General features: G+C 57.7%; 30 protein-coding genes. 23 read left to right on the forward strand and 7 right to left on the reverse strand.

What is annotated here, in order from left to right; translation table 11 throughout:
* The first annotated feature begins 143 nt into the window (after positions 1-143).
* The 12 genes from pilM to trpS all read left to right on the forward strand — a co-directional run bounded on the left by pilM (position 144) and on the right by trpS (position 10,169).
* The gene (gene pilM / locus F3J39_RS16905) at positions 144-959 is read left to right on the forward strand and encodes a pilus assembly protein PilM (RefSeq protein ID WP_039380938.1); all 816 of its coding nucleotides are present in this window, start codon (positions 144-146) and stop codon (positions 957-959) included.
* On the forward strand, positions 953-1,495 hold the full coding sequence (locus F3J39_RS16910; RefSeq protein ID WP_166714459.1) for a PilN domain-containing protein: 543 nt from the start codon (positions 953-955) through the stop codon (positions 1,493-1,495). The genes pilM and F3J39_RS16910 overlap by 7 nt, the downstream gene beginning before the upstream one ends.
* A complete protein-coding gene (locus F3J39_RS16915) occupies positions 1,488-1,976 on the forward strand; it encodes a hypothetical protein (RefSeq protein ID WP_247648280.1) in 489 nt (162 codons plus the stop codon). Before F3J39_RS16910 ends, F3J39_RS16915 begins: the two co-directional genes overlap by 8 nt.
* On the forward strand, positions 1,966-2,373 hold the full coding sequence (locus F3J39_RS16920) for a HofP DNA utilization family protein (RefSeq protein ID WP_039380932.1): 408 nt from the start codon (positions 1,966-1,968) through the stop codon (positions 2,371-2,373). The genes F3J39_RS16915 and F3J39_RS16920 overlap by 11 nt, the downstream gene beginning before the upstream one ends.
* Positions 2,291-3,550 (forward strand): DNA uptake porin HofQ, encoded by a 1,260-nt coding sequence (gene hofQ / locus F3J39_RS16925; protein WP_071669289.1) that lies wholly within the window; start codon positions 2,291-2,293, stop codon positions 3,548-3,550. Before F3J39_RS16920 ends, hofQ begins: the two co-directional genes overlap by 83 nt.
* Positions 3,551-4,033: 483 nt before the next feature.
* Positions 4,034-4,555, forward strand: a complete 522-nt coding sequence (gene aroK, locus F3J39_RS16930) for a shikimate kinase AroK (RefSeq protein WP_039380929.1) — start codon at positions 4,034-4,036, stop codon at positions 4,553-4,555.
* Between the two features lie 39 nt (positions 4,556-4,594).
* Positions 4,595-5,683: a 3-dehydroquinate synthase gene (aroB, locus tag F3J39_RS16935; protein WP_039380926.1), complete on the forward strand. Its 1,089-nt coding sequence runs from the start codon at positions 4,595-4,597 to the stop codon at positions 5,681-5,683.
* A gap of 120 nt (positions 5,684-5,803) precedes the next feature.
* On the forward strand, positions 5,804-6,835 hold the full coding sequence (locus tag F3J39_RS16940; RefSeq protein ID WP_039380924.1) for an SPOR domain-containing protein: 1,032 nt from the start codon (positions 5,804-5,806) through the stop codon (positions 6,833-6,835).
* A gap of 94 nt (positions 6,836-6,929) precedes the next feature.
* Positions 6,930-7,739: an adenine-specific DNA-methyltransferase gene (gene dam / locus F3J39_RS16945; RefSeq protein WP_039380921.1), complete on the forward strand. Its 810-nt coding sequence runs from the start codon at positions 6,930-6,932 to the stop codon at positions 7,737-7,739.
* Between the two features lie 65 nt (positions 7,740-7,804).
* Positions 7,805-8,488, forward strand: a complete 684-nt coding sequence (rpe, locus tag F3J39_RS16950) for a ribulose-phosphate 3-epimerase (RefSeq protein ID WP_039380919.1) — start codon at positions 7,805-7,807, stop codon at positions 8,486-8,488.
* The gene (locus F3J39_RS16955) at positions 8,472-9,149 is read left to right on the forward strand and encodes a phosphoglycolate phosphatase (RefSeq protein WP_094111201.1); all 678 of its coding nucleotides are present in this window, start codon (positions 8,472-8,474) and stop codon (positions 9,147-9,149) included. Before rpe ends, F3J39_RS16955 begins: the two co-directional genes overlap by 17 nt.
* A gap of 15 nt (positions 9,150-9,164) precedes the next feature.
* A complete protein-coding gene (gene trpS / locus F3J39_RS16960) occupies positions 9,165-10,169 on the forward strand; it encodes a tryptophan--tRNA ligase (RefSeq protein ID WP_094111202.1) in 1,005 nt (334 codons plus the stop codon).
* A gap of 91 nt (positions 10,170-10,260) precedes the next feature.
* On the opposite strand, the gene tsgA is transcribed toward trpS, so the two are convergent.
* Positions 10,261-11,439 (reverse strand): MFS transporter TsgA, encoded by a 1,179-nt coding sequence (gene tsgA / locus F3J39_RS16965; RefSeq protein ID WP_104086023.1) that lies wholly within the window; start codon positions 11,437-11,439, stop codon positions 10,261-10,263.
* A gap of 260 nt (positions 11,440-11,699) precedes the next feature.
* On the opposite strand from tsgA, the gene ppiA reads away from it, so the two are divergent.
* From ppiA to F3J39_RS16990, 5 genes are all read left to right on the forward strand, one after another.
* Positions 11,700-12,272, forward strand: coding sequence for a peptidylprolyl isomerase A (ppiA, locus tag F3J39_RS16970; protein ID WP_166714460.1), 573 nt, complete (start codon positions 11,700-11,702; stop codon positions 12,270-12,272).
* A 101-nt stretch (positions 12,273-12,373) separates the two neighbouring features.
* Positions 12,374-12,544 carry a YhfG family protein gene (locus tag F3J39_RS16975; RefSeq protein WP_071669295.1) on the forward strand — a complete coding sequence of 57 codons (171 nt, stop codon included), beginning with the start codon at positions 12,374-12,376 and terminating at the stop codon, positions 12,542-12,544.
* Complete coding sequence (locus tag F3J39_RS16980; RefSeq protein WP_039380904.1) at positions 12,534-13,127, forward strand: putative adenosine monophosphate-protein transferase Fic; 594 nt, start codon at positions 12,534-12,536, stop codon at positions 13,125-13,127. The genes F3J39_RS16975 and F3J39_RS16980 overlap by 11 nt, the downstream gene beginning before the upstream one ends.
* Positions 13,128-13,168: 41 nt before the next feature.
* Positions 13,169-13,744: an aminodeoxychorismate synthase component 2 gene (gene pabA / locus F3J39_RS16985; protein WP_166714469.1), complete on the forward strand. Its 576-nt coding sequence runs from the start codon at positions 13,169-13,171 to the stop codon at positions 13,742-13,744.
* 87 nt (positions 13,745-13,831) lie between these two features.
* Complete coding sequence (locus F3J39_RS16990) at positions 13,832-15,052, forward strand: aspartate aminotransferase family protein (protein ID WP_166714461.1); 1,221 nt, start codon at positions 13,832-13,834, stop codon at positions 15,050-15,052.
* Here F3J39_RS16990 and F3J39_RS16995 read toward each other — a convergent pair whose 3' ends face one another.
* Both F3J39_RS16995 and crp read right to left on the reverse strand, forming a co-directional pair.
* Positions 15,053-17,128 (reverse strand): YccS/YhfK family putative transporter, encoded by a 2,076-nt coding sequence (locus tag F3J39_RS16995; RefSeq protein WP_166714462.1) that lies wholly within the window; start codon positions 17,126-17,128, stop codon positions 15,053-15,055.
* A gap of 59 nt (positions 17,129-17,187) precedes the next feature.
* On the reverse strand, positions 17,188-17,820 hold the full coding sequence (gene crp / locus F3J39_RS17000) for a cAMP-activated global transcriptional regulator CRP (protein WP_000242755.1): 633 nt from the start codon (positions 17,818-17,820) through the stop codon (positions 17,188-17,190).
* 290 nt (positions 17,821-18,110) lie between these two features.
* On the opposite strand from crp, the gene F3J39_RS17005 reads away from it, so the two are divergent.
* Positions 18,111-18,515, forward strand: coding sequence for an OsmC family protein (locus F3J39_RS17005; RefSeq protein ID WP_039380892.1), 405 nt, complete (start codon positions 18,111-18,113; stop codon positions 18,513-18,515).
* A 96-nt stretch (positions 18,516-18,611) separates the two neighbouring features.
* Here the strand turns inward: F3J39_RS17005 and F3J39_RS17010 are convergent, their stop codons facing one another.
* The 3 genes from F3J39_RS17010 to F3J39_RS17020 all read right to left on the reverse strand — a co-directional run bounded on the left by F3J39_RS17010 (position 18,612) and on the right by F3J39_RS17020 (position 20,780).
* A complete protein-coding gene (locus F3J39_RS17010; protein ID WP_039380889.1) occupies positions 18,612-19,481 on the reverse strand; it encodes a phosphoribulokinase in 870 nt (289 codons plus the stop codon).
* A gap of 61 nt (positions 19,482-19,542) precedes the next feature.
* Complete coding sequence (locus F3J39_RS17015; RefSeq protein WP_039380886.1) at positions 19,543-19,761, reverse strand: YheU family protein; 219 nt, start codon at positions 19,759-19,761, stop codon at positions 19,543-19,545.
* Positions 19,758-20,780: a hydrolase gene (locus tag F3J39_RS17020; protein WP_039380883.1), complete on the reverse strand. Its 1,023-nt coding sequence runs from the start codon at positions 20,778-20,780 to the stop codon at positions 19,758-19,760. The genes F3J39_RS17015 and F3J39_RS17020 overlap by 4 nt, the downstream gene beginning before the upstream one ends.
* A gap of 60 nt (positions 20,781-20,840) precedes the next feature.
* Between F3J39_RS17020 and F3J39_RS17025 the strand changes: the two genes are divergently transcribed.
* Entirely contained in the window at positions 20,841-21,443 is a 603-nt protein-coding gene (locus tag F3J39_RS17025; protein ID WP_039380881.1) for a LysE family translocator, read from the forward strand.
* A 1-nt stretch (position 21,444) separates the two neighbouring features.
* Here F3J39_RS17025 and F3J39_RS17030 read toward each other — a convergent pair whose 3' ends face one another.
* Complete coding sequence (locus tag F3J39_RS17030; RefSeq protein WP_094111207.1) at positions 21,445-22,425, reverse strand: LacI family DNA-binding transcriptional regulator; 981 nt, start codon at positions 22,423-22,425, stop codon at positions 21,445-21,447.
* 233 nt (positions 22,426-22,658) lie between these two features.
* On the opposite strand from F3J39_RS17030, the gene tauA reads away from it, so the two are divergent.
* Genes tauA through tauD form a run of 4 tightly spaced genes read left to right on the forward strand, consistent with a single transcriptional unit; the run spans position 22,659 to position 26,080 of the window.
* Positions 22,659-23,639, forward strand: coding sequence for a taurine ABC transporter substrate-binding protein (gene tauA / locus F3J39_RS17035; RefSeq protein WP_166714463.1), 981 nt, complete (start codon positions 22,659-22,661; stop codon positions 23,637-23,639).
* Positions 23,640-23,649: 10 nt separating this feature from the next.
* Entirely contained in the window at positions 23,650-24,417 is a 768-nt protein-coding gene (gene tauB, locus F3J39_RS17040; protein ID WP_166714464.1) for a taurine ABC transporter ATP-binding subunit, read from the forward strand.
* Positions 24,414-25,244, forward strand: a complete 831-nt coding sequence (tauC, locus tag F3J39_RS17045; RefSeq protein ID WP_039380869.1) for a taurine ABC transporter permease TauC — start codon at positions 24,414-24,416, stop codon at positions 25,242-25,244. The genes tauB and tauC overlap by 4 nt, the downstream gene beginning before the upstream one ends.
* Positions 25,241-26,080, forward strand: coding sequence for a taurine dioxygenase (gene tauD, locus F3J39_RS17050; RefSeq protein WP_039380866.1), 840 nt, complete (start codon positions 25,241-25,243; stop codon positions 26,078-26,080). Before tauC ends, tauD begins: the two co-directional genes overlap by 4 nt.
* Positions 26,081-26,177: the final 97 nt, after the last annotated feature.

The following is a 26,177-nucleotide window of genomic DNA, read 5'->3' on the forward strand; positions in this document are numbered from 1 at the left end:
CCATCTGTTGGCGTTTGGGCAGTTTATAAACAATCGCGCGGTAGTATAAAGGCAAGCCTGACGCTTTGATATACCCGTCATTTGCCTGTCATTCAGCATAGCCGGGTTTAGCGTTTACCTTTGATGATAAGGAGATCGCGCGTATGGCTTTTCAGCGCTGGCAAATTGGACTGGATATTCAGAACAGGCACCTGTGTGCGCTGGGTATTGAACGCCGTCGTCATGGCTGGCAGCTGCGACACTGGTGGCAGCAAGCGCTGCCGCACGATACGTTACGCAACGGCGTGTTGCAAAGCTCGCCGCTGTTACAGGAGATGTTAGCGTCGTGGCGGCGGCAGCTGCCGGCGCAGTTTTCCCTGCGCGTTGGCCTGCCGCCACAGCTGGTTCTGCAGCGGACCTTGCCGCTGCCCGACACCTCGCTGCGCGAACCCGCTTTAAATCGTTATGTCACTGCCGCCGCCCGTACCCTCTTTCCGGTGGAAACCGCGCTGCTGGCGTTTGACTATCAGTGTGACGCGGCTGAAAACAGGCTGCAGGTTACGGCGGCACGGCGGGACGTAATGGCGCAATGGCTGCAGCCGCTGCAGCAGGCGGGTCTGGAGCCTGACATCTTTGAACTGAGCACGCAGGCCCTGATGCAGGTCGCACAGCAGCTGCCGCTTGCCCCCCATACGCTACTGATCCACCCGGCAGGCGAGCACGGGTTCTGGGTGTTTAATGATGGCGCGCTGCGCTGCGGGAGCGTCACAGGCGCGCTCGATGCAGACACTGTTACACAGCTCTTTCCGCAGGTATCGGACTCGCTTTGTACCTCTTCGTCAGCCCTGACCACACTACAGGCGAAGCTGTGCCTGCCGCTCTCATTATTACGCTACCAGCAGCCGCCTCTGCCCGCACAGCAGGGCGACTTTACGCTGGCGCTGGGACTGGCGCTGCGTCCCGGAGACAGCTCATGCTAAGGGTTAATCTGCTGCCGTGGCGTGAGCGGCAGTGGCAGAAGTGCTGCCGGCAGACGAAATATCTGCTGATTACCGCGTTAACGCTGCCGCTGCTCGTTGCGCTGGTGCTGGGAGGATATAGCAGACAGCAGCTGACTCAGGCTGAAAGCGCGACAGAACAGGCCCGGCAGCGACTGCTCGCGCTGCGGCACCTGCGCACGCAACAGCAATCACTGCTGCAGGCGCGCGACAGGCTGCTGGACTTACAGCAGCAGCGTCAGCAGGTGGCGCTGCAGTATCAGCACTGGCAACGTTTCTGGCAGCAGCTGCCGGGGCTGCTGCCGGATGCATTGTGGCTGGAGCGTATCGATCGTCAGCAGCAGCTGCTGCGCGTCGAAGGGTGGAGTGACAGCGTGGCTGCGGTGAGCGAGCTGCGCCATCGGTTGCTGGCACAGCCGCTGTTTGCCGCCGTCAGGCAGAGGGCGATAACCTGGCAGTCCGATGGCCGATACCGCTTCACGCTGCAGGCGCGGATGCGGGAGCCGCGCAATGAATGAGCTGATGTGGCGCTATGCGCTGTGGCCTTTTGCCTGGCGTGCCGGTTGCAGCACGCTGGTTGCCGCAGCCGTGCTGCTGCTGCTCTGGCTGCTGCTGCTGCAACCCCAGCAGCAGGCGCTGGCACAGCAGCGGACAGCGCTGACAGCGCTTACCGCGCAGCAAAGCCAGCTGCAGCAGGCGCTGCAGCCGTCAGTCGCCACGCTTTCGCTGGAGATCGCTATGTTACAGATGCCGCAGCGCGGCAGCGCGGCCAGCGCATCGCTGGAGCAGCTGGTGAACACGCGTGGCGCGCAGCTGCAAAACTGGCAGCCGCAGGCTCAGCCATCAGAACTGGTGCTGCAGCTGGAGTGGCGTGAATTTATGCCGCTGTTCAGTGAGCTGGCCGGAACCGCTCAGCCGGTACCGCAGCGTTTTTCACTGCGGTCCGGCGCGCGTCTGCTGACGGCAGAGCTGTGGCTGGAGCAATCCGATGCGGAGTAGCGCGCTGCTGTGCCTGCTGCTCTGGGTCGGTGCCGTCGCAGCACGCAATCCTTTCGTCCCTCTGACCACCCGCGCCTGCGAACCGCCTGCCGCCACGCCGCAGAACTGGCGTCTGCAGGGCGTGGCAGGTCGCGCACCCCACTTTGTCGCCTGGGTAATATCGCCCGAGGGGAAAAGCTACCGGCTGGAGCCATCCATTCCTTTTCCGGTTTATCCCTGGCAGGTCGCGGGGATAACCGCGCGCACGCTGACGTTAACCGCGCCGCGCCGCTGTGTGAAGCAACAGATCGTTTGGGTAATTAAAGGAGGCTTTTATGAAACGGATCGTGATGCTGCTGGGGCTTATGTTAAGCACCCCGCTGCAGGCGCAGACCAGCACGCTGAGCCTGGTATTTGACGATGCGCCGGTAGAGCGCATTCTGCAGGCGCTGGCGGATTATCAGCAGACTAATCTGCTGATTGCGCCCGGGGTTGAGGGACGACTGTCGCTGCGCCTGGAGAAGGTAAGCGCAGAGCATGCCCTGTCGCTGATTTCCCGCCTGACCGATCTTGTTCTGATAGAAGAGGAGGGGGTGCTGCTGGTCTATCCGCAAAGCTGGCAGCAGCGTCAGATGCAGCGGGTCCGGCAGGAGCAGGAAGATAAACAGGCGCAGCGGACGCTGGAGCAGCGCACCGTTACGCTTCATTATGCCAGCGCCAGCGATATTCACCGCAGCCTGCAGGGAGAGCCTTCACTGATGTCAGCACGCGGCAGCGTCACGGTCGATAGCCGTACTAACTCACTGCTGCTGCGCGACACGGCACCGGCTCTGGAAAGCACGACGCGCTGGATCAAAGCCCTCGACCGGCCACTGGAGCAGGTGGAGCTGCAGGCGCATATCGTGACGCTTAACGAAGAGCATCTGCGTGAACTGGGCGTCAGCTGGCAGCTCTCTCCGGCAGATGCGGTAGCGGCGACGCTGCGCAATCCGCAGCTTAGCCTGCCGCTGGCGGTCAGTACGCCAGCACTGCGCGCCGGGGTGACGCTGGGTAAAATGAGCGGTGAATTGCTGAATCTTGAGCTGAGCGCGCTGGAGCAGGAGAATCAGATCGATATCATCGCCAGCCCGCGGCTCTTTACTGCGCATCAGCAGACGGCCACCATCAAACAGGGCACCGAAATTCCGTACGAGGTGAAGTCAGGCAACAGCGGTGCGACGGCAATCGAGTTCAAAGAGGCGGTGCTGGGTATGGAGGTCACTCCCACGGTTCTGGGCAACGGTCGCATTCAGCTGCGGCTGCGGCTGAGCCAGAACATGCCTGGCCGCAGCCTGACGCTGGGAGAGAACCAGGTGCTGAGCATTGAAAAGCAGGAAATTGAGACGCAGGTGACGCTGCGTGATGGCGAAACGCTGGCGCTGGGCGGCATTTTTCAGCAGCAGCGCACGCAGAGTGAAAAGCGCGTGCCGTGGCTGGGAGAAGTGCCCCTGCTGGGCGCGCTGTTCCGGCAGCAGCTGCAGGAGCAGAAAAAACGTGAGCTGGTTATCTTTATTACCCCCAGACTGGTCAGGGAAGCAGCGCTTTCTGCCGGATAAAGCGGAAAATTCGTTCTGTAGTGCCGTGCGCGTTGACGCCAGAGAGGAATTAGCTTACAAGGTTTAGCGATTTTAAAACGGTGTAGCGGTACGCGGCAGGATAATCTTCCGACGGGCGTCAGTCACAAGCGATACTGGCGTCAAAAAAGAAATATGCCAGCATAAAGTGGGCAGCAGCAAGCAGATAAAGGGCCGTTTTCAGCGCTAATATCAGCCGATGATAAGCACCGGCAACCCCCGGCCTGCGCAGCTGTAGCCCGTTTAATGAAGGCACGTAAGGAAGAGCGTTACCGTCTCGCGAACCAAAGACCATACCTGTGTGCAGGTTGCCGGAGGCGATTTATTCGGTTGCCAAACGGCCATGAGTGTTGAGATAATTTTCTATCTGACTCTTGCTAATGCTTATGAGGTCTCAGTTCCTGTCCCGCCAGCAACGCGCTGAACGCGGGGTATCATCAACGAATTCTTAGTAATACCGACAAAATGGCAGAGAAACGCAATATCTTTCTGGTTGGGCCGATGGGTGCCGGCAAAAGCACTATTGGTCGTCAGTTAGCTCAGCAACTCAATATGGAATTTTTCGATTCCGATCAGGAAATTGAGCGACGTACCGGAGCGGATGTAGGCTGGGTATTTGATGTGGAAGGCGAAGCTGGTTTCCGCGATCGCGAAGAAAAAATCATTAACGAGCTGACCGAGAAACAAGGCATCGTACTGGCGACCGGCGGCGGTTCCGTCAAATCCCGTGAAACGCGCAATCGTCTCTCCGCCCGCGGCGTGGTTGTCTATCTGGAAACCACCATCGAAAAGCAGCTTGCCCGCACGCAGCGCGATAAAAAGCGCCCGCTGCTGCAGGTTGATGAACCGCCTCGTGAAGTGCTCGAAGCACTGGCAGATGAACGCAATCCGCTTTATGAAGAGATCGCTGACGTCACTATTCGCACTGATGATCAAAGTGCCAAAGTGGTCGCCAATCAGATCATCAACATGCTGGAAAAAAATTAATCCAGCATCCTGAGGGCTCAGCAACAGGTATCGGTCATCATGGAGAAGATCACTGTCTCACTGGGGGATCGTAGTTACCCCATTACCATTGCTGCCGGATTGTTTAAGGATCCGGCTTCTTTTTGGCCGCTGAAGGCAGGCGATCGCGCCATGCTGGTAACCAACCAGACGCTGGCCCCGCTCTATCTCGGGAAAGTCGCAACGCTGCTGACCCAGGCGGGCATCCATGTTGATCAGGTGATTTTGCCTGACGGTGAGCAGTATAAAACGCTGACCGTCATGGATGAGGTCTTTACCGCGCTGCTGCAGAAGCCGCACGGCCGCGACACCACGCTGATTGCGCTGGGTGGCGGCGTGATTGGCGATCTCACCGGATTTGCCGCTGCCAGCTATCAGCGCGGCGTCCGATTTATTCAGGTGCCCACCACGCTGCTGGCGCAGGTTGACTCGTCAGTAGGCGGAAAAACCGCCGTCAATCATCCGCTCGGCAAAAATATGATTGGCGCGTTTTATCAGCCCGCCTCGGTGGTCATTGACACGGATTGCCTCTCCACGCTACCGCCGCGCGAACTGGCGTCTGGCCTGGCAGAGGTGATCAAATACGGCATTATTCTGGACGGTGAATTCTTCCACTGGCTGGAGCAAAATCTTGATGCGCTGCTGGCGCTGGATGCGCGCGCAATCGCCTGGTGTATTCGCCGCTGCTGCGAGCTGAAAGCGGAAGTGGTTGCTGCCGACGAGCGTGAAAACGGCCAGCGTGCGCTGCTCAATCTGGGCCATACGTTTGGTCATGCGATTGAAGCGCATATGGGCTATGGCAACTGGCTGCATGGCGAAGCCGTGGCCGCAGGTATGGTGATGGCCGCGCGTACGGCGCAACGGCTGGGGCAATTTACCGCAGCAGAGAGCGAACGCGTGATTGCGCTGCTGCAGCGTGCTGGCTTGCCGGTAACCGGTCCCGCTGAGATGACAGCTGAAGCGTATCTGCCGCACATGATGCGCGACAAAAAAGTGATCGGGGGCGAGCTGCGTCTGGTGCTGCCTCTCGCTATTGGTCGCTCTGAAGTGCGTGCCGGTGTTGCACATGATATGGTGCTGGCTGCAATTAACGATTGTCGCAGTAACTGAGCGCGAATGTAGCGTTCTGACAGCAGACCGTCATATAACGCTGCGGCAGGCAAGTTCAGGCTGAAGAAGAACGTTGTGATACGGTGTGTCGGAGACGCACCGTTTTACGGAGGAGGCGAGATGGATGAGTTCAAACCGGAAGATGAGTTAAAACCTGATGCCAGCGATCGCCGTCCCGCGCGATCCCGTAAAGCGTCTTCTGCGCCAAAGGCCAAAGCGCCGGTCTCCCGTCAGCATATGATGATGGGGATTGGCATTCTGGTGTTGCTGGTTCTGGTGCTGGGCATTGGTTCAGCGCTGACCGGGCCGGATGATAAACCCGCGGCTAACCGCAGCAGCGGCAGTGCGTCGACATCTGGCGGCAGTGAAAAACATATCGATCTCTCTGACTCCACCTCCATGAGCGGCCAGCAGGCAGCGGCCCCAACGGCTGAAGGCAGCGCGCCACAGGATACGACGCAGCCGGCAGCCGGCAGTGAAGGGCAGGCGATCTCAATGCCTTCCGTGTCATCCACGCCAACGCAGGCGCAGGTAACAGAGGCGCCTGCGAATCAGCAGCGCGTCACGCTGCCAGGCGATCTCAACAGTGCGCTGAGTAATCAGCAGGGCTCGGTAGATGCTGCCGCACAGGGTGCGCAGGGCGGCTCTTCTCTGCCCACCGCGCCGGCTACCGTAAGCGGTAATGCTGGCAGCACAGCAGGAAAAGCGGTTACGCCGCCAGCTGTGCGGGCGGATAATGCGCCGCGTGCCAGCAGCAATAATTCACGCTCCACCGCATCCGGGACCAGCCATAAACCAGCGGCTGCGGCAAAACCGTCTGCGACCCGCGAGAGCCAGACCCACACCACGGCGGCGCACAACCCGCCTGCCAGCAGCGCCAGCAAGTCTCTGCCTTCAGGGGGTAACTATACGCTGCAGCTGAGCGGAGCGTCGAAGCAGGAGAGCCTGACGGCGTGGGCAAAAAAACAGAATCTGAGCGGCTATCACGTGTATAAAACCACACGTAACGGTCAGCCCTGGTACGTGCTGGTCAGTGGCGCTTACGCGACGCCTGCCGAAGCGAAAAGGGCTGCGGCTGCGCTGCCTGCAGAAGTACGTGCGGTTAATCCGTGGGTAAAACCACTGAGCCAGGTTAAGAAAGAGAGTCAGTAAATTGATGTGGGGCCCGCTGCTGCGGCCCCGTTTAAGCGCAGATCTGCTGTCGGTTTCACCACAGCTACAATGAAGATGTAATAACCACGACAGCATGAAAAAAAATCGCGCTTTCCTGAAATGGGCCGGTGGGAAATACCCACTGCTTGACGATATTCGTCGTCACCTGCCACAAGGCGACTGCTTAGTTGAGCCTTTTGTGGGCGCCGGTTCCGTATTTCTCAATACCGATTATGACCGCTACCATCTGGCGGACATCAACGGCGATCTCATTAACCTCTACAACATTGTCAAAACGCGTACGCAGACATTTATTGCGGATGCGCGTCAGCTGTTTACGCCGGAAGGAAACAGCGCTGAGCACTATTATGCGCAGCGGCTGGCATTTAACGCCAGCCGCGATCCCTACCAGCGCGCCGTGCTGTTCCTCTATCTGAATCGTCACGGCTATAACGGCCTGTGTCGCTACAACCTGCGCGGTGAATTTAACGTGCCTTTTGGCCGCTACCGCAAACCCTACTTTCCGGAAGCTGAACTACTCTGGTTTGCAGAGCGCGCGCAGAAAGCGACCTTTGTCTGCGAATCGTACGATGTTACCCTGAACAGCGCTGCTGCAGGCTCGGTGGTCTATTGCGATCCGCCCTATGCACCGCTGTCGGCAACGGCCAACTTCACGGCCTATCACACCAACAGTTTCAGCCTGCGCGAGCAGCAGCATCTCGCGGAGCTGGCCGGGAAGCTGGCTAAGAGCCAGATACCGGTCCTGATTTCCAATCACGATACGCTGCTGACCCGGGAGTGGTATCAGAACGCGGATTTACATGTAGTAAAAGCCCGGCGTTCTATCAGCCGAAGCATAAGTGGTCGTACGCAGGTGGACGAACTGCTGGCGCTTTTCCGCTAGCCTGTTTCGTCCGCGACCAACGCATTACGTCAGCTGAGACTGGCGCACAACATTGGGAGAATCGGATGAAACAATTTTTACTGGCCCCTTCAATTCTTGCCGCTGACTTTGCCCGTCTGGGTGAAGATACCGCCAAAGCACTGGCGGCAGGCGGCGATGTCGTGCATTTCGATGTGATGGATAATCACTATGTGCCCAATCTGACGATGGGACCTATGGTGCTGAAAGCGCTGCGTGACTATGGCATTACGGCACCGATTGATGTGCACCTGATGGTCAAGCCAGTGGATGCGCTTATCCCGGAGTTTGCGAAAGCGGGTGCCAGCTATATCACATTCCACCCGGAAGCCAGTGACCACGTGGATCGCACGCTGCAGCTCATCAAAGAGCATGGCTGTAAGGCGGGCCTGGTGTTTAATCCGGCAACGCCGCTGAGCTACCTTGATTACGTGATGGATAAGCTGGATATCATTCTGCTGATGTCGGTCAATCCCGGCTTTGGCGGCCAGTCATTCATACCGGGCACGCTGGATAAACTGCGCGAGGCGCGCCGGCTGATCGATCAGAGCGGCTATGACATCCGGCTCGAAGTGGATGGCGGTGTAAAAATCGACAATATCGGACAGATTGCTGCCGCCGGCGCAGATATGTTTGTCGCCGGTTCGGCCATCTTCGGTCATCCCGATTACAAAAAAGTTATCGATGAAATGCGCACGGAACTGGAGAAAGTTAATGGCTCATTTCACTGATATCCGCGCGCTGGCCTTTGACCTTGACGGAACGCTGGTGCATAGCGCACCGGGCCTGTCACAGGCGATCGATCGGGCGCTGGGCGATCTGCAGCTGCCGGCGCCGGGCATTGAGCGGGCATCAACCTGGATAGGTAACGGTGCCGATATTATGATGGCGCGCGCCCTGACCTGGGCGCTGGGCCGCGAGCCTCATGCGGAAGAGCAGCGTGACGCACGCGCCTGTTTTGACCGGCACTACGCTGACACGGTTGAGTCAGGCAGCACGCTGTTTCCGCAGGTAAAAGAGACGCTGCTCGCGCTGCGCGACCAGGGATTACCTCTCGCTATCGTTACCAATAAACCAACGCCGTTTGTCGCTCCGCTGCTGGCCTCTCTCGGCATCAGCGACTCTTTTTCACTGATTATCGGCGGCGATGACGTAGCGGTGAAAAAACCGCATCCGGCCGGCATCTTCCTGGTGCTGGGCCATTTCGGCGTACTGCCGGAACAATTGCTGTTTGTCGGGGATTCACGCAATGATATCCTCGCGGCACAGGCTGCCGGTGTACCGAATGTCGGTATGACGTTTGGCTACAACTACGGTGAGTCTATTACCACCAGCCGGCCCGATTTAACTCTCGACACTTTTGGCGAACTTCTGCCCGCACTCGGGCTGTGATTATCAGGATATAACATGAGCAAACCCATCGTTTTCAGCGGCGCCCAGCCTTCAGGTGAACTGACCATTGGCAACTATATGGGTGCGCTGCGTCAGTGGGTGCAGATGCAGGATGACTATCACTGCATTTACTGCATCGTCGATCTGCACGCGATCACCGTGCGTCAGGACCCGGCCACGCTGCGTAAAGCGACGCTGGATACGCTGGCGCTCTATCTGGCCTGTGGCATTGACCCGGAAAAAAGCACTATTTTTGTTCAGTCGCACGTGCCGGAGCATACGCAGCTGAGCTGGATCCTGAACTGCTACGCCTACTTTGGCGAGCTGAGCCGTATGACACAATTCAAGGATAAATCTGCCCGCTATGAAGAGAATATCAACGCCGGTCTGTTTGACTACCCGGTGCTGATGGCGGCCGATATTCTGCTGTATCAGACCAATCAGGTTCCGGTAGGCGAAGATCAGAAGCAGCATCTGGAGCTGAGCCGCGATATCGCTGCCCGTTTCAACGCGCTTTATGGTGACGTGTTTAAGGTTCCGGAGCCGTTTATTCCGAAATCGGGCGCGCGCGTAATGTCGCTGCTGGAGCCGACGAAAAAGATGTCCAAGTCGGATGACAACCGCAACAACGTTATCGGCCTGCTGGAAGATACCAAATCGGTCGTGAAGAAGATCAAGCGTGCGGTTACTGACTCCGAAGAGCCGCCGGTGGTGCGCTATGATGTCAAAGAGAAGGCGGGCGTCTCCAACCTGCTGGATATTCTCTCAGGCGTTACCGGCAAATCGATTCCGGAGCTTGAACAGCAGTTTGAGGGCAAAATGTACGGGCACCTCAAGGGCGACGTTGCCGAGGCGGTATCCGGCATGCTGACCGAGCTGCAGGCGCGCTATCACCACTTCCGCAATGATGAAGCGCTGCTCAACCAGGTAATGCGTGACGGCGCAGCTAAAGCGCGTGCGCACGCGCAGGAAACGCTGAAGAAAGTGTACGACGCCGTCGGGTTCGTCGCACAGCCGTAAACCGGCGCGGATGACGTAAAAAAAGGCGAGCCTTCCGGCTCGCCTTTTTATTGGGTCGCATCTGCCGCGCGAGGCGGCAGTGCCGGTATCATCAGTGGGTCACATGACCGTGCTGACGGTGCTTTGTGACAAAGCCGAGCAGCACGCACATGACAAACACCACAGCATAAAGGCCGTTGGCAGTAGAGAGTGCCGCATGCGCGCCACCTTTAGCCACTATCGGTCCGGTAACCACAAAGGTCAGCATGGTGCCCACGGTGCCGCAGGTCAGAATAAAGTTAACCAGCTTAGGCGAGGCCGCTTTGGTCTGCAGCGATCCCAGCGTAATGATGGTGGTATAAATCGCGCTGGAGAAGAAGCCCAGTGCCATAATGATCCAGTGCAGCATGCCCGCCTCCTGAGAGGAGACAAACCAGTACATCAGGCCGGTGGCCAGCGCAGCCAGCACCATCAGGATGCGCTGCAGGTCAAAGAAGCGCAGCAGGAAGCTAAACGCCCACATACCGACCATGTAAGCGGTCCAGAAGTTGCCGACCAGCTGCCCGGCAGAGGCGATATCCATGCCCATCGATTTGGTTGCATACTCCGGCACCCAGGAGATAAAGCCCAGCTGGCCCAGGATATAACAGAGCGCAGCGATGGAGAGGAACAGCACCCCCACGCCCCATTTCTCTTTTTCTCCACCCTGAACGGCCGCTTCACTTTTGAGAACCGGAAACTCCACCATCAGCGTCAGAACAAAAATAGCCAGGTAGATAACGCCGATGCAGGCATATACCCAGTACCACGGCAGCGCACGCGCCAGCAGTACGCCAGCAATAATCGGGAAAATCGTGCCGGCCATGCTGAAAAATGAATCAGTAAACAGCAGGCGCGAACCGCGCTGGCGACCGTCATAGATATGGGTGATCAGGAAGGTACCAATTGACATGGTAATGCCGCTGACCACGCCAAGAATAAACATGCAGAGTGAAAAGACCTGCAGGTTATGGCTGGTCATCAGGCCCGCTACCGCCAGAATCATCAGCACAAAGCCGAAAATCAGCTGGCGTTTTAGCGGCACAATCACCATCAGCCAGGCGTTCAGGAAAACGGCAACCAGAATGCCGGCGTTAAGGAAAGTAAAAGTGTTACTCATCTCTGAGATGGGTAGCTGGAAATATTGCGCGATATTATCCAGCACCATACCGGTCACAATCACCAGTGCGCCAGTGAGCGCATAAGAGAAAAAGCTGATCCAGGTAAGGCCGATGCGATTACGGTTTGTCATGTTCATAACCTGTGGGGGGACGATGAGGCAAAAGTGTCATGAATTGTAAATGGAACTGTGATCTTAATAAACAAGCAGTGAAATAAGCTACGCAAATTTCATGATATGTGTGATTTCAGTCACGCAAATGATTGCGCGGCGGCAAAAGTATGACGTTTGCAACATTCCGGTAAATATAGGTAAAACGCTGGCTCTTGTATTACATGCTCTTTACAATCAATTCTGTTTTTTAAGCCGATCTCCAGGGTAAGGACTCTTTCATGCTTAAACGTACTTTGACAGCGGCGATCGCCCTGTTAGCACTCTCTTCCGTATCTACTTCTGCACTGGCTGCAAAAGGGGATACACATGTCCTGCTCACCACGTCAGCAGGCAACATTGAACTTGAACTGGATAACCAGAAAGCGCCGGTTTCAGTAAAAAACTTTGTGGATTACGTTAATAACGGCTTCTACAACAACACCATTTTTCATCGCGTGATCCCGGGTTTTATGATCCAGGGCGGCGGTTTTACCACGGATATGCAGCAGAAGCAGACCAGCGCGCCAGTCAAAAACGAAGCTGACAACGGACTGCGTAATCTGCGCGGTACCATCTCTATGGCGCGTACCGCTGAGAAAGACAGCGCAACCAGCCAGTTCTTCCTGAATGTGGCAGATAACGCTTTCCTGGATCACGGACAGCGCGACTTCGGTTATGCGGTATTTGGTAAAGTTGTGAAAGGGATGGATGTGATCGACAAAATCGCCCAGGTCCCGACTAAAGATGTGGGCCCGTACCAGAATGTCCCGGCAAAACCGGTTGTTATTACCTCCGCGAAAATCCTGCCTTAATCTGTTTCCGCGTCACCTGTAGCGTGACGTCGCTGACCGCGCTCCGGCAAAGCCAGAATTTGCTCTTATACTTAGGGCAAATCTTGTCAGCCGGAGGCGCTATGCCGCAAAAACTCACTGAAAAACAGAAAGCCACTTTGTGGCTGCAGCGTCGTGCTGCCAGCTATCAGGCCAGCTGCAGGCTGTCTGGTTATACCCTGACTGAGCCTGCGGTCACCGCTGAGCAGGCGGAAGATCGGCTTGCTTCGCTGAGGAGGCAGTATGGCGGATAATTCACTGGCGGTACGCGATCCCTACCTGTGGCACAACGATGATGTGCTGAAAAACCGGCTGGAAATTCATGATGCCGCGCAGCTGCGCAAGGCGGAGCTGGCGTTCAGTGCCGCGCGGCTGGCGACGCTGGATCCAGGTCCGCGTACACCGGGTCTGCCGCGTTTACGCCATATTCATCGCACGCTGTTTCAGGATCTCTACAGCTGGGCGGGCGAACTCCGCACCATCGATATCTGGCGCGACGAGACCCCTTACTGCCACTGCGAATACATTGAGAAAGAGGGCAATGCGCTGATGAGCGCGCTGGAGGAGGAGCAGGGGCTGACCGAACTTGATACAGACGCCTTTGTGGCCCGTCTGGCACATTACTACTGTGAACTCTATGTACTGCATCCGTTCCGGGCGGGCAACGGACGCGCTCAGCGCATCTTTTTTGAGCAGCTGGCGCTGCACGCCGGCTATCTGCTGGAGTGGGATCGGCTGGAGCCGGAGCCGTGGCAGAAGGCAATTCGCGAAGCGGTCGCGGGCGATCTCGCCGCGCTGACCGCGCAGCTGACAAAAGTGGTAAGCCCGGCGCGATAAAGTGCGTAGAATAGCGGCGGTTTGATCGACCTGAGGTCATGATGCTGCTGCTGCTTGATAACTACGACTCTTTTACCTGGAACCTTTACCAGTATTTTTGCGAGCTGGGCGCGCAGGTGCGCGTGGTGCGTAATGACGCTATCTCGCTGGCTGAGATGGCGGCATTGCCGCTAAGCCATCTGGTTATCTCCCCTGGGCCCTGCACGCCCGACCAGGCGGGTATTTCTCTGGATGCCATTCGCTATTTTGCCGGGCGGCTGCCGGTGCTGGGGGTGTGCCTCGGACATCAGGCCATCGCTCAGGCCTTTGGCGGAAAGGTGATACGTGCGCGTCAGGTCATGCACGGGAAAACCTCGCCGGTACGCCACACTGGCGAAGGCGTGTTTCGCAACCTCGCTAATCCACTCACCGTAACGCGCTATCACTCACTGATTGTGGCGGATGGATCGCTGCCTGACGCGTTTGAGATCACCGCCTGGAGCCTGCGTGATAATCAGTCCGATGAAATCATGGGCTTTCGTCACCGCACGCTACCGCTGGAAGGCGTGCAGTTTCACCCCGAAAGCGTGCTCAGCGAGCAGGGCCATCAGCTGCTGAAAAATTTCCTTGAACGCTAACTTCCGTTTGCCATTCCGTGATTTTTTATGCATATTCCGTGATTATAATTTCATTTAAGATCACTCAATAGCCGGATGAGGTCAGCAATGGCAGCGGAAAACATAGCGGTAACCCGGGAGACGTTTGATAACGTCATTTTGCCTGTTTATGCACCTGCGCAGTTTGTGCCCGTAAAGGGCAAAGGCAGCCGCGTCTGGGATCAGCAGGGTAAAGAGTATATCGACTTCTCCGGCGGTATAGCGGTCACCGCGCTGGGCCACTGCCATCCGGCGCTGGTTGAGACGCTGAAGCGCCAGGGCGAAACGCTGTGGCACACCAGTAATGTTTTTACCAACGAGCCGGCGCTGCGTCTGGCGACGAAGCTGATTGCTGCTACCTTCGCCGACCGCGTATTTTTTGGCAATTCCGGTGCAGAAGCTAACGAAGCGGCGTTCAAGCTGGCGCGCTACTACGCCTGTAAAAAGCACTCGCCGTTCAAAAGTAAGATCATCGCGTTTCACAACGCTTTCCACGGCCGCACGCTGTTTACCGTCTCCGTTGGCGGACAGCCTAAATACTCTGACGGCTTCGGCCCCAAACCGGCCGATATCGTCCACGTCCCGTTTAACGATCTGGCGGCGGTAAAAGCCGTGATTGATGATCATACCTGCGCGATCGTTGTTGAACCGATTCAGGGTGAGGGCGGCGTGATGCTGGCAACGCCGGAATTTATGCAGGGACTGCGTGCGCTGTGCGATGAGCATAACGCGCTGCTGGTGCTGGATGAAGTACAGAGCGGCATGGGGCGCAGCGGCAAGCTGTTCAGCTATGAACACTACGGTATTCAGCCTGACATTCTTACGACGGCGAAAGCGCTGGGCGGCGGCTTCCCGGTGAGCGCGATGCTGACCACGCATGAGATCGCTTCCGTCATGGCGCCCGGCGTACATGGCACTACCTACGGCGGCAATCCGCTTGCCTGCGCGATTGCAGAAACCGCGCTGGATATCATTAACACGCCGGCGGTGCTGGCTGGGGTGGAGGCGCGGCGGCAGCAGTTTACCGACGCGCTGAGGGCGCTGGATAGTGAGCTGGATATCTTTAGCGAAATTCGCGGAAAGGGTCTGCTGATGGGCGCGGTACTGAAACCGGAACATGCCAGTAAAGCCCGCGATATTCTCAATGCAGCAGCGGCAGAAGGCGTGATGATCCTGACCGCCGGCAGCGATGTGATCCGCTTTGTGCCGTCGCTGGTTATCACTCCGGAGGAGATCGACGCCGGAATGACGCGCTTTGCGGCCGCGCTGCGCAGGGTTATTGCCGCCTGACTATCCTTTCGGACGAATAGCCCGCAGCCAGCGGCCATGATGCGGTCGCTGGCTCCACGCCAGAGACGAGATGGTGTGCATGACGCTGAGATGCTGCAAAATGCGTTTAACATGCTGCTCGACAATCGTCACCGGCCCCTCATGCAGGTTTTCCGGCGCCTCCATAACGTTGCTCTCACTGCCCGGTCCGTCGTAGGTCAGCCGCTGCTGACAGCGCTGCAGGGCAATTTCGCACGACTGCAGATAGCGCTCTGCCAGAGCCGGGGTCAGCATGGTGTGCTCACGCGCCAGAATAGTCATGGCGTTAATATGCTCTACGATAAACTGACTGTGCGTGACCCACAGCCGCATATCCTTCAGATACTGCGCGTTAAAACCAGGCTCGCTGGTCGCCTGATTCAGCGCATTAAACAGCGCGTTATGCGCCTGGTTAACCTTTACCCGCTGGTAAGCCAGTTTTTCCGGCGCATGCTCCGGCCCCAGCAGCATGCGCAGCGCCTCCTGATACGCCTCCAGCGCATCGTGCGCATTCTGGCGCAGCAAACCACTCTGCCACTGCGGCCATAGCCAGATCATACCGGCGAACGCGATCAGGCAGCCCATCAGCGTATCCATCATCCGCGGCAGCAGGAACTGAGCGCCATTCAGCGACAGCAGCTGCAGCGAGTAGACCGCCGTCACGGTAAAGCCAATCATCGACCAGCCATAATATTTGCGCGTCACCAGATAACTGGCCAGCGTGATTGCCAGCATAAACAGCAGCGCGATCGATTCCGGTACGGCGAAACGCAGTGATGCGGCGGCAATCAGAAGCCCGGCAAAGGTGCCTAGCGCCCGGTGCTGAATGCGCACGCGCGTGGCGCTGTAGCCATTCTGGCTGACAAACATAATGGTCATCAGGATCCAGTAGGGCTTGGGAATATTAAAGAATAGCGCAACAGAGCTGCCAAACATCAGCATAACGGCAAAGCGGGCCGCGCTGCGCAGCGCGCCGGACCTGAAGGACAGATAGCTGCGCAGCGCGGGCAGCAGCGGCAGGCGCCGCTGGCGATCGGCCATCAGGTCGCGCGTATAGAGCGGTTTCTGGGTGCGCAGCACGCGGGCGATGCGGCTGAAATGATAAAGGCAGAAGTGGCCAACCGGATTATCCGGATGCTGCCGCGCAATTTTTTCCAGCGCGCCGAGCGGCTTTTCCATCTGAAAGCGGGCGGGCAGCTGGTGATAGAGAATGGCATCGGCCAGCAGCCTGAGCTGTGCCGAAATGGTTTTTGCATTCCAGCGGATAACCGCTTCCGCATGACTCTGTTCTACCAGCTTTTGCACTTTCTCCGGCTGGTGCAGGCTGACAGCGATATGCTCCTGCAGATCCAGCGCCACCTGAAAAGCGCGCGTCAGCCGCTTATGGCTGTTATCGCGGCTGGCAGAAAGCATATGCATCTGCTGATAGCAGATGGTGATCAGGTCAACCGCTTTCTGCTGGCGCGCCAGCAGCGGCGGCAGCGCTTTTTCCGGATCGGTCAGCTGTGTCAGCAGGGTATATTTGGCATCGCAGTAGTCAGCCAGCTCACGATAGAGCAGGCTCAGCGTTTCACGCATCGGCTGCTCTTTCCACAGCCAGTACCAGAACCAGTTAAACAGGCCATACCAGAACGTGCCGCCAATATAGAGCAGCGGCGGCACCCAGATCGGCATACGCCCCACCAGACTCAGCGTAAAGATCGCTGCAATCAGCGTGCCGGGCAGCAGACGCCCGTGCAGCGGACTGATTTCGCCCGTCACGCCAATCAGCAGCGGCAGCACCAGCATAATAAGCGGCAGCGGAACCGCGGCGTTGGTGAGGTACTGGATCAGAAAACTGCCGGTGGCGAAAAGCGTACCGCCCACGATCAGGCGTTTGAAAAAGCGTTTATGCGGCGTATCAAGACCGGCAATATTGCAGCAGGCGGGTACCAGCGAGAACAGCAGGCCTTTTTGCAGATCGCCACACAGCCATCCCAGCGCGACAGGCAGGCACAGCACCAGCGTCTGACGCAGAGCGTAATTGACTTCGGGATGATAGATGATTCGGCGCCACATCAGCTTATCGCAAACAGAAACGGCGTGATGGTGTCATCACGCCGTGGGGGTGAAACAGCTTAGCGGGTGCCGTAAACGACGATGGTTTTACCGTGTGCGGAGATCAGGTTCTGATCTTCCAGCATTTTCAGGATGCGACCAACGGTTTCCCGTGAGCAACCCACGATCTGACCAATCTCCTGACGGGTAATTTTAATCTGCATACCGTCGGGGTGGGTCATGGCATCCGGCTGTTTAGCCAGATTAAGCAGCGTCTGCGCAATGCGGCCGGTAACATCCAGGAAAGCCAGGTTACCCACCTTTTCTGATGTCACCTGCAGGCGACGTGCCATCTGCGCCGACAGGCGCATCAAAATATCCGGGTTAACCTGAATCAGCTGACGAAATTTTTTGTAGGAAATTTCAGCAACTTCGCAGGCTGTTTTCGCACGCACCCAGGCACTGCGCTCCTGGCCCTCTTCAAACAGGCCGAGTTCGCCGATGAAATCTCCCTGATTCAGATAGGAGAGGATCATCTCTTTGCCTTCTTCATCTTTAATCAGTACCGCAACGGAACCTTTAACGATGTAGTAGAGCGTTTCTGCTTTTTCACCCTGATGGATCAGCGTGCTTTTGGATGGATATTTGTGAATATGGCAATGGGACAGGAACCATTCGAGTGTAGGGTCTGTTTGCGGTTTGCCGAGAACCATTCGCTATTATCCTCTATTGTAATCGTGCCCAAAACACAGGGGCATTCATTCCCTGTCAGGCGATGAAATCGTCCAGCGCGTCCTGTTAATAAAAATTATCCGGGCGGATGTGTAAGCTCTGCTTTTGATTCTGCCCGTCCTCATCAGCCACGACGAAGAAATTTTCAGCTCTGTTTGTAGCACAGCTTTTGCAGGCTGTCTTGTGTTGTCTCGCTTCAGCAGGCGGGCGATTGCTGTTTGCCGGATGAACGCGTACTCTGGCGCAAAACGCCGCTTCAGGAGAAAGAATAATGCAGGCACGTGTGAAATGGGTGGAAGGGCTGACCTTTCTCGGAGAATCCTCATCAGGACATCAGTTATTAATGGACGGGAATTCAGGCGATAAAGCGCCAAGCCCGATGGAGATGGTACTGATGGCCGCCGGCGGCTGCAGCGCGATTGATGTGGTCTCGATTCTGCAAAAAGGGCGTAATGACGTGGCTGACTGCGAGGTCAAACTGACTTCAGAGCGGCGCGAAGAAGCGCCACGTATTTTTACACAGATTAACCTGCACTTTATCGTCAGCGGCAAAGCGCTGAGCGAGAAAGCGGTGGCGCGGGCGGTTGACCTGTCGGCAGAAAAATATTGCTCGGTGGCGATCATGCTCGGCAAAGGGGTGGAGATCACCCACAGCCATGAGGTAGTTGAGCTGTAACAGCTGCCGGTGCGCATACCTCGCTACCCGTGAAACAGGCTTTGCAGGGTCGCCATTTATGGCGACCGATGCCACGTCGTGTGGCAGACATGGCCTCTACTCTATCCGTTTTCCTTCAATCAGCCGCTGCACCAGTGGCATCATGATCAGCTCCATCGCCAGTCCCATTTTGCCGCCCGGTACCACCAGCGTATTCATATGCGAAATAAACGATCCCTGAATCATCGCCAGCAGATAGGGGAAAGCGATACCTTCCAGGCCGCGAAAATGGATCACGACAAAACTCTCATCCAGTGAGGGGATCTCGCGCGCCGCGAACGGGTTAGAGGTATCAACTGTCGGTACGCGCTGAAAGTTAAGGTGCGTGCGCGAAAACTGCGGCGTGATGTAGTTGATATAATCTTCCATCGACCGTACCACGGAGTCCATCACCGCTTCGCGCGAATGGCCCCGTTCGCTGGTATCGCGTACCAGTTTCTGTATCCACTCAAGATTGACGATCGGCACCACGCCCACCAGCAGATCAACATGCTCCGCCACGTTATGCTGCTGCGTAACCACTCCGCCGTGCAGACCCTCGTAAAACAGCACATCAGTATTCTCCGGCAGCGGCTGCCAGGGAGTAAAGGTGCCCGGCACCTGATTCCACGGCACGGCCTCATCATAGGTGTGCAGATATTTGCGCGACTCTCCGATGCCGCTTTCGCCATAGCGCCGGAACGTCTGCTCCAGCAGGCCAAAGTCATTGGCGTCCGGGCCAAAATAGCTGATGTGACGACCCAGATCGCGTGCTTTGCGGATCGCCATATCCATTTCCGGCCGGGTATAGCGATGAAAACTGTCGCCTTCTACTTCGGCTGCATGCAGCCCCAGCTGCTGAAAAATTTTACGGAACGCAAGGCTGGTTGTCGTGGTACCGGCTCCGCTGGAGCCGGTAACGGCGATAACGGGGTGTCTGGCTGACATACGGGTGCTCCCTGTGAGGTCGGGCGATGAGCATTGTTACCATGAATTATCCGGCAGTGCATCAGCCGCGAAACTCGCGCCGCGGCATAATATTGACCGTTTCATGCAGCTCAGACCAGACCAGCACCACCTCGCCCTGCTGCAGCTGGCGGCGCACGTCGGCTACCTTCTGCGCCAGGCTGCGCTCCTGCTCACCGTAGTCAGTGCCTTCGCGCAGAACAAAACTTTCAATCAGGTTTTCCAGCGTTGTTACATCCAGTTCCTGCCACGGAATAATCACAATTGCCCATCCAGATAAGTTGAGAGCCACTCCGGCACGCGCTGCTCCAGCCACATATGCGGTTGAAGCAGGCTGCCGCCGACAAAGCCAACGTGTCCACCCTGCTGCGTCAGCTGATACTCAATTGTGGCAGACAATTGCTGCGGCTGCGGGATCACCGCATCTGTCATAAAGGGATCGTCTTTGGCGTGGATGATCAGCATCGGCTTGCGCACGCCGGTTAACAGCGGCAGGGCGCTGGCGCGCTGGTAGTAATCGCTGGCGTCAAGAAAGCCGTGCGCCCGGGCGGTGATCGCATCGTCAAATTCGCGCAGGCGGCGAAACGCGCGCAGCTGCAGTACATCAACCGGCAGCGTGCCGGGCCAGGCGCGCAGTTTGCGCAGCGCATTCTTTTTCAGCTGCGTCAGCAGATAGTGCTGGTAGAAGCGGGAGAAGCCGATATCGAGCTTTTCACTGCAGGGGGCGAGCGCCAGCGGCGCTGATATCGCCACGGCCGCATCCAGCGGTGCCTCATTGCCCTGCAGGCCCAGTAAACAGGCGAGCATGTTACCGCCCAGCGACACACCTACCGCAGCTGTCGGCACACTGCCCCATTCACGCCGCAGCCAGTGCAGGAAATAGGTCGCGTCTTCCGTTTCACCGGAGTGATAGATGCGCTGCAGCCGGTTAGGTTCGCCGCTGCAGCCGCGAAAGTGCATCACCACGCCAAGCCAGCCGCGCGCTTTGCACGCCTGCATCAGGCCGTGTGCATAAGGGCTGCGAAAATGGCCTTCGAGCCCGTGGAACATCACCATGCGCGGTTTGTGTCGCGCGCCGGCCGGATCTTCGCTCCAGGCGAGATCGACAAAGTCGCCATCCGGCAGCTCCAGCCGCTGCCAGTGTGGTTTAAGCGTGACGCGACGCCGCAGCAGGCGCGGCAGCAGGGTCTGCAAATGCGCATTGCCGAAGCCGCGCAGCGGAATAAAGGGATTGCCGGTGGGGCAATCTAAATAACCAGGGATAGTGCTTGTCTGATGCATAACTCGCTGATAGCTTCGATGGGTTGTCTGCTTTTAAGGATGAGGAGCATCCGGATACTCATGGAACTCAGTCTTTTTTTGTCGATGTTAGGTTTTCTCTGGGTCGCGGCCATCACGCCGGGGCCCAATAATATGTTACTTACGGCCTCAGGTGCTAATTTTGGCTTTCTGCGCACGCTACCGCTGCTTATTGGTATCATGCTGGGTATGCAGGTGATGTTGCTGATGGTGGCATTTGGCATTGGCGGACTGATCCTGCTCTATCCGTCGCTGCATCTGGTACTGAAGATTGCCGGCAGTCTCTATCTGCTCTGGCTGGCGTGGAAAATCGCGACGGCCGCCTATGAGACGCTGGAAACCGAAGACCGTTCGGTAAAGCAGATGCCGTTCTGGCAGGGCGGACTGCTGCAACTGATCAATCCTAAAGCCTGGCTGATGGCGCTGGGGGCGATAGCGAGTTTCAGCCTGGCAGGAGCTGCCTATCAGCACTCTGTGGTTGCGATCAGCATGGGCATGGCGCTGGTGAATCTGGTATCCGGCCTGATCTGGATGGGATTTGGTTCACTGATTGGCCGCCTGCTGCATAGCCCGCGTGCCTGGAAGCTGTTCAACCTCGCGATGGGCGCACTGACCGCTGCCTGTGTGCTGCTGATCTGGCGCTAGATTAGCTGGATGCGCGCTCCAGACGCTGCCAGGGCAGGACTTCATGCACAATGGCAGCATGCGGCTGGCGAATGCGGTTCAGCAGCAGCTGTACGCTGCGGGCGCCCATCTGATTCATCGGCTGCGCAATGGTGGTCAGCGGCGGATTCAGGCTGCTGGTAAACGGAATACCGTCAAAACCCACCACGGCCAGATCCTCCGGGACGCGCAGTCCCGCTTCGAGCGCGGCGTGAATAACGCCAACGGCCAGCACATCTGACACGGTAAAAATGGCATCGGGCGGAGAGGGCTGTGCCAGCAGCGCATGCAGCGCGGCGCTGCCCGCTTCGCAGGAGATATTCTCCGCATACGCCACGCGATCCCACGTCATATTCAGCGCCTTCAGCGCCTCGCGGTAGCCGCTCTCACGCTGATGCGAATAGAGATAGCGCATGTCGCAGTTGACCAGCGCAATCTGTTTTCGGCCCTTTCCGGCCAGGTAGCGGACCGTCTCAAAGGCCGCCTGCCGGTTATCAATAGTCACGCTGGATGCATTAATAGAGGGATCGTATTCAGCACACTGCACCCACGGCGCATCACCAATCAAATCTTTCAGCCCCTGCAGACAGGCGGCGGCATCCATTGTGATCACGCCATCGACGACCTTGCCAGCCAGCAGCGCCAGATAGGCGGTTTCACGCCGCAGCTGAGAGGCGCTGTTGCAGAGCAAAATGTGATAGCCCTGCGCCTCCGCCTCCGCTTCAATCCCCTGCACAACGCGCGAACAGAAGGGGTTGGTAATATCTGAAATCAGCACCAGCAGCATGTTGCTTTGCGCCGTGCGCAGCTGGCGCGCCAGCAAATTAGGCTGGTAGTCGCACGCGCTGATCGCTGCCAGCACTTTACTGCGCGTATCGGGACGCACGCCGGGATGCTGGTTCAGAACCCGGGAAACGGTAGCTTTTGATACGCCCGCCAGGTGCGCGACTTTTTCGATGGACATGGAGATAACAACCGCTATTCAGGTGATGAAATCAGGTAGAGATCAATAACACAGTAGCGATGTGAGCGCCTGACAAATTTGTCACCGTTTCTGTCCGGCCTATTTGCTTTTTTTGCATAGCCTTGCCTGATGTTGATCTAAGAACTGATTGGCATGAGGGATAATTTTTAATTCCTTTATGAAACTTTCACCGCTGGCGACACTGCCGTCATAACTTCACTTCGGGGAACAGGATGATGGCAATGCAAAAAACAATAATCTCGCTGGCAGCAGTACTGGGACTGATAGCGTTTCAGGCACAGGCAGTAAACGTCACCGTGGCGTACCAGACCTCCGCAGAGCCTGCCAAAGTCGCTCAGGCGGATAACACCTTTGCCCGTGAGAGCGGAGCAACCGTGGACTGGCGCAAATTTGACAGCGGCGCCAGCGTGCTGCGTGCGCTGGCGTCCGGCGATGTGCAGATTGGCAATATTGGCTCCAGTCCGCTGGCGGTCGCTGCCACACAACAGCTGCCGATTGAAGCGTTTCTGCTTGCATCACAGCTGGGTAACTCCGAGGCGCTGGTCGTGAAAAAAGGGATCAGCGATCCGAAACAGCTCATCGGCAAACGTATTGCCGTACCTTTCATCTCCACCACGCATTACAGCCTGCTGGCGGCGCTGAAGCACTGGGGCATTAAGCCCTCACAGGTGCAGTTAGTGAACCTGCAACCGCCTGCGATTGTTGCCGCCTGGCAGCGTGGCGATATTGACGGCGCGTACGTCTGGGCCCCGGCCGTTAATGAGCTGGAAAAAGAGGGCCACGTGCTGACCGACTCCTCGCAGGTGGGACAGTGGGGCTCACCAACGCTCGATGTCTGGGTGGTGCGTAAAGATTTTGCGCAGCAGCATCCGGAGGTGGTTACTGCGTTTGCCCGCAGCGCCATTGATGCACAGCAGGCCTATCTCGCCCAGCCCGAACAGTGGCTGAAGCAGCCGGATAACCTGAGCAAGCTGTCGCGCCTGAGCGGCGTACCGGAAGGGAATGTGCCGGGTCTGGTTAAAGGCAATACCTATCTGACGGCGCAACAGCAGGTTGAGCAACTCGGCAAGCCGGTGAATAAAGCCATTGTTGATACCGCGCACTTCCTGAAAGAGCAGGGGCGGGTGCCGGAAGCGGCCAGCGACTACAGCAGCTTTGTGACCACCCGCTTTGTTGCACCTTTAGCGAAATAACGGAGGCCGTATGCTCAGCATCACGCATCTCAACGCACGTTACGCCGGTCAGCCCGCGCTGCAGGATATCAACCTGCAGCTGGATAGCCGTGAATTGCTGGTGGTGCTGGGTCCATCCGGCTGTGGCAAAACCACGCTGCTGAACCTGATTGCCGGTTTTCTGCCGCTGGAGTCCGGCAGCATTACGCTGGATGGCAAAGCGGTGACCGGGCCAGACGCCAGCCGCGGCGTGGTGTTTCAGCATGAAGGGCTGCTGCCGTGGCGCAACGTGATCGATAACGTGGCATTTGGCCTGCAGCTGGCCGGTATGGCAAAAGCGGAGCGTCACGCCGTTGCCCGCCGGCTGATTCGCAACGTCGGGCTGGAGGGGGCAGAAAAGCGTTTTATCTGGCAGCTCTCCGGGGGACAACGTCAGCGCGTGGGGATTGCGCGTGCGCTGGCGGCCGATCCGCAGCTGCTGCTGTTAGATGAGCCCTTTGGCGCGCTGGATGCGTTTACCCGCGAGCAGATGCAAACCCTGTTGCTGACGCTGTGGCGCGACACCGGCAAGCAGATCCTGCTGATTACCCATGATATTGAAGAAGCGGTGTTTCTGGCCAGCGAACTGGTGCTGCTGTCGCCCGGACCGGGACGCATAGTAGAGCGGCTAAAGCTCAATTTTGGTCAGCGCTTCGCGGATGGCGAACCGTGCCGCAGCATCAAATCCGATCCGGCGTTTATCGAACGTCGTGAATATGTGCTGAATCAGGTGTTTGCCCGGCGGGAGGCGTTTGCATGAGTGCAGTTATTGATGAGAAACGCGGTACAGCGCGCACCCGCGGCCTGCGCTGGCCGCTGTCACGCCAGCTGTCGCTTAGCCTGCTGAGCATCGCGCTGCTACTGCTGGTGTGGTGGGGCGTGACGGCGCTGGGGCTGATTGCGCCGCTGTTTCTGCCAGCGCCGCAGCAGGTGCTGCAGAAACTGCTGCTGATTGCCAGTGCGCAGGGCTTTATGGACGCCACGCTATGGCAGCATCTGGCCGCAAGCCTGACGCGCATGCTGGTGGCGCTGTTTTTTGCCGCGCTGATTGGTATCCCGACCGGCATTGCGATGGGACTGAGCCCGGCGCTGCGCGGGCTGCTCGATCCGCTGATTGAGCTTTACCGGCCGGTGCCGCCGCTGGCCTACCTGCCGCTGATGGTGATCTGGTTTGGTATTGGTGAAACCTCAAAGATTTTACTTATCTATCTGGCGATTTTTGCGCCGGTGACGCTGGCCACGCTGGCTGGCGTGAAAAACTGCCGGCAGGTCCGCGTGCGCGCGGCACAGGCGCTTGGCGCATCCCGCTGGCAATTGCTGCGCTTTGTGATCCTGCCGGGCGCGCTGCCGGAGATCCTGACCGGTCTGCGTATCGGGCTGGGCGTCGGCTGGTCAACGCTGGTGGCTGCAGAGCTTATCGCTGCCACGCGGGGCCTGGGGTTTATGGTGCAGTCGGCAGGAGAGTTTCTTGCTACGGATGTGGTACTGGCGGGTATCGGCGTCATTGCCGTTATCGCATTTAGTTTAGAAGTGGGTCTGCGCGCGCTGCAACGCCGCCTGACGCCCTGGTATGGAGAGCAGCAATGAACGAACGTCTTACTTTTACCGCGCTGGGCCCCTGGATCGGTGCGCAGGTCAGCGATGTCGATCTCAGCCGTCCGCTGAGCGATGCGCAGTTTGAACAGCTCTATCACGGCCTGCTGCGCCATCAGGTGCTGTTTTTACGCAACCAGGTGATTACGCCGCAGCAGCAGCGGGCGCTGGCGGTGCGTTTTGGCGATCTGCATATTCATCCGGTCTATCCGCATGCGGCTGGCGTGGAAGAGATCATCGAGCTGGATACCCATCAGGATAATCCGCCGGATAACGACAACTGGCATACCGATGTCACCTTTATTGAAACGCCGCCGGCCATTGCTCTGCTGGCCGCGAAACTGCTGCCGGAAAGCGGGGGCGATACGCTCTGGAGCAGCGGAATTGCCGCTTATGAAACCCTTTCTGAGCCGGTTAAGCAGCTGCTGAGCGGGTTACAGGCGGAGCACGATTTTAAGAAGTCGTTTCAGGAGTATAAATATCGCCGCACGCCGGAGGAGCATCAGCGCTGGCAGCAGGCGGTGGCTAAGCATCCCCCGGTCCGGCATCCGGCGATCCGCACCCATCCGGTCAGCGGGCGTAAGGCGCTGTTTGTGAACGAGGGGTTTACCACGCGTCTGCTGGGCGTCAGTGAAAAAGAGAGCGATGCGCTGCTGAATTATCTGTTTGCGCACGCCACGAAGCCGGAGTTTCAGGTGCGCTGGCGCTGGCAGGAGAACGATATCGCTATCTGGGATAACCGCGTGACGCAGCATTACGCTAATGCCGATTACTATCCGGCGCGCAGGATTATGCATCGCGCGACGGTGCTGGGGGATGTGCCGTTTTAACCCGTTGCGGTGATGAGCCAGGTCGGCATAAATGCCGCCCCTACAAAAGAGACAGATCCGTCATGGAGACGTTCATTGCGGTGATGGGCTGGACGGC

Origin of the sequence: Pantoea sp. Acro-807 (genome assembly GCF_011752675.1) — a bacterium.
In the GTDB taxonomy this organism is placed as follows: domain Bacteria; phylum Pseudomonadota; class Gammaproteobacteria; order Enterobacterales; family Enterobacteriaceae; genus Pantoea; species Pantoea eucrina.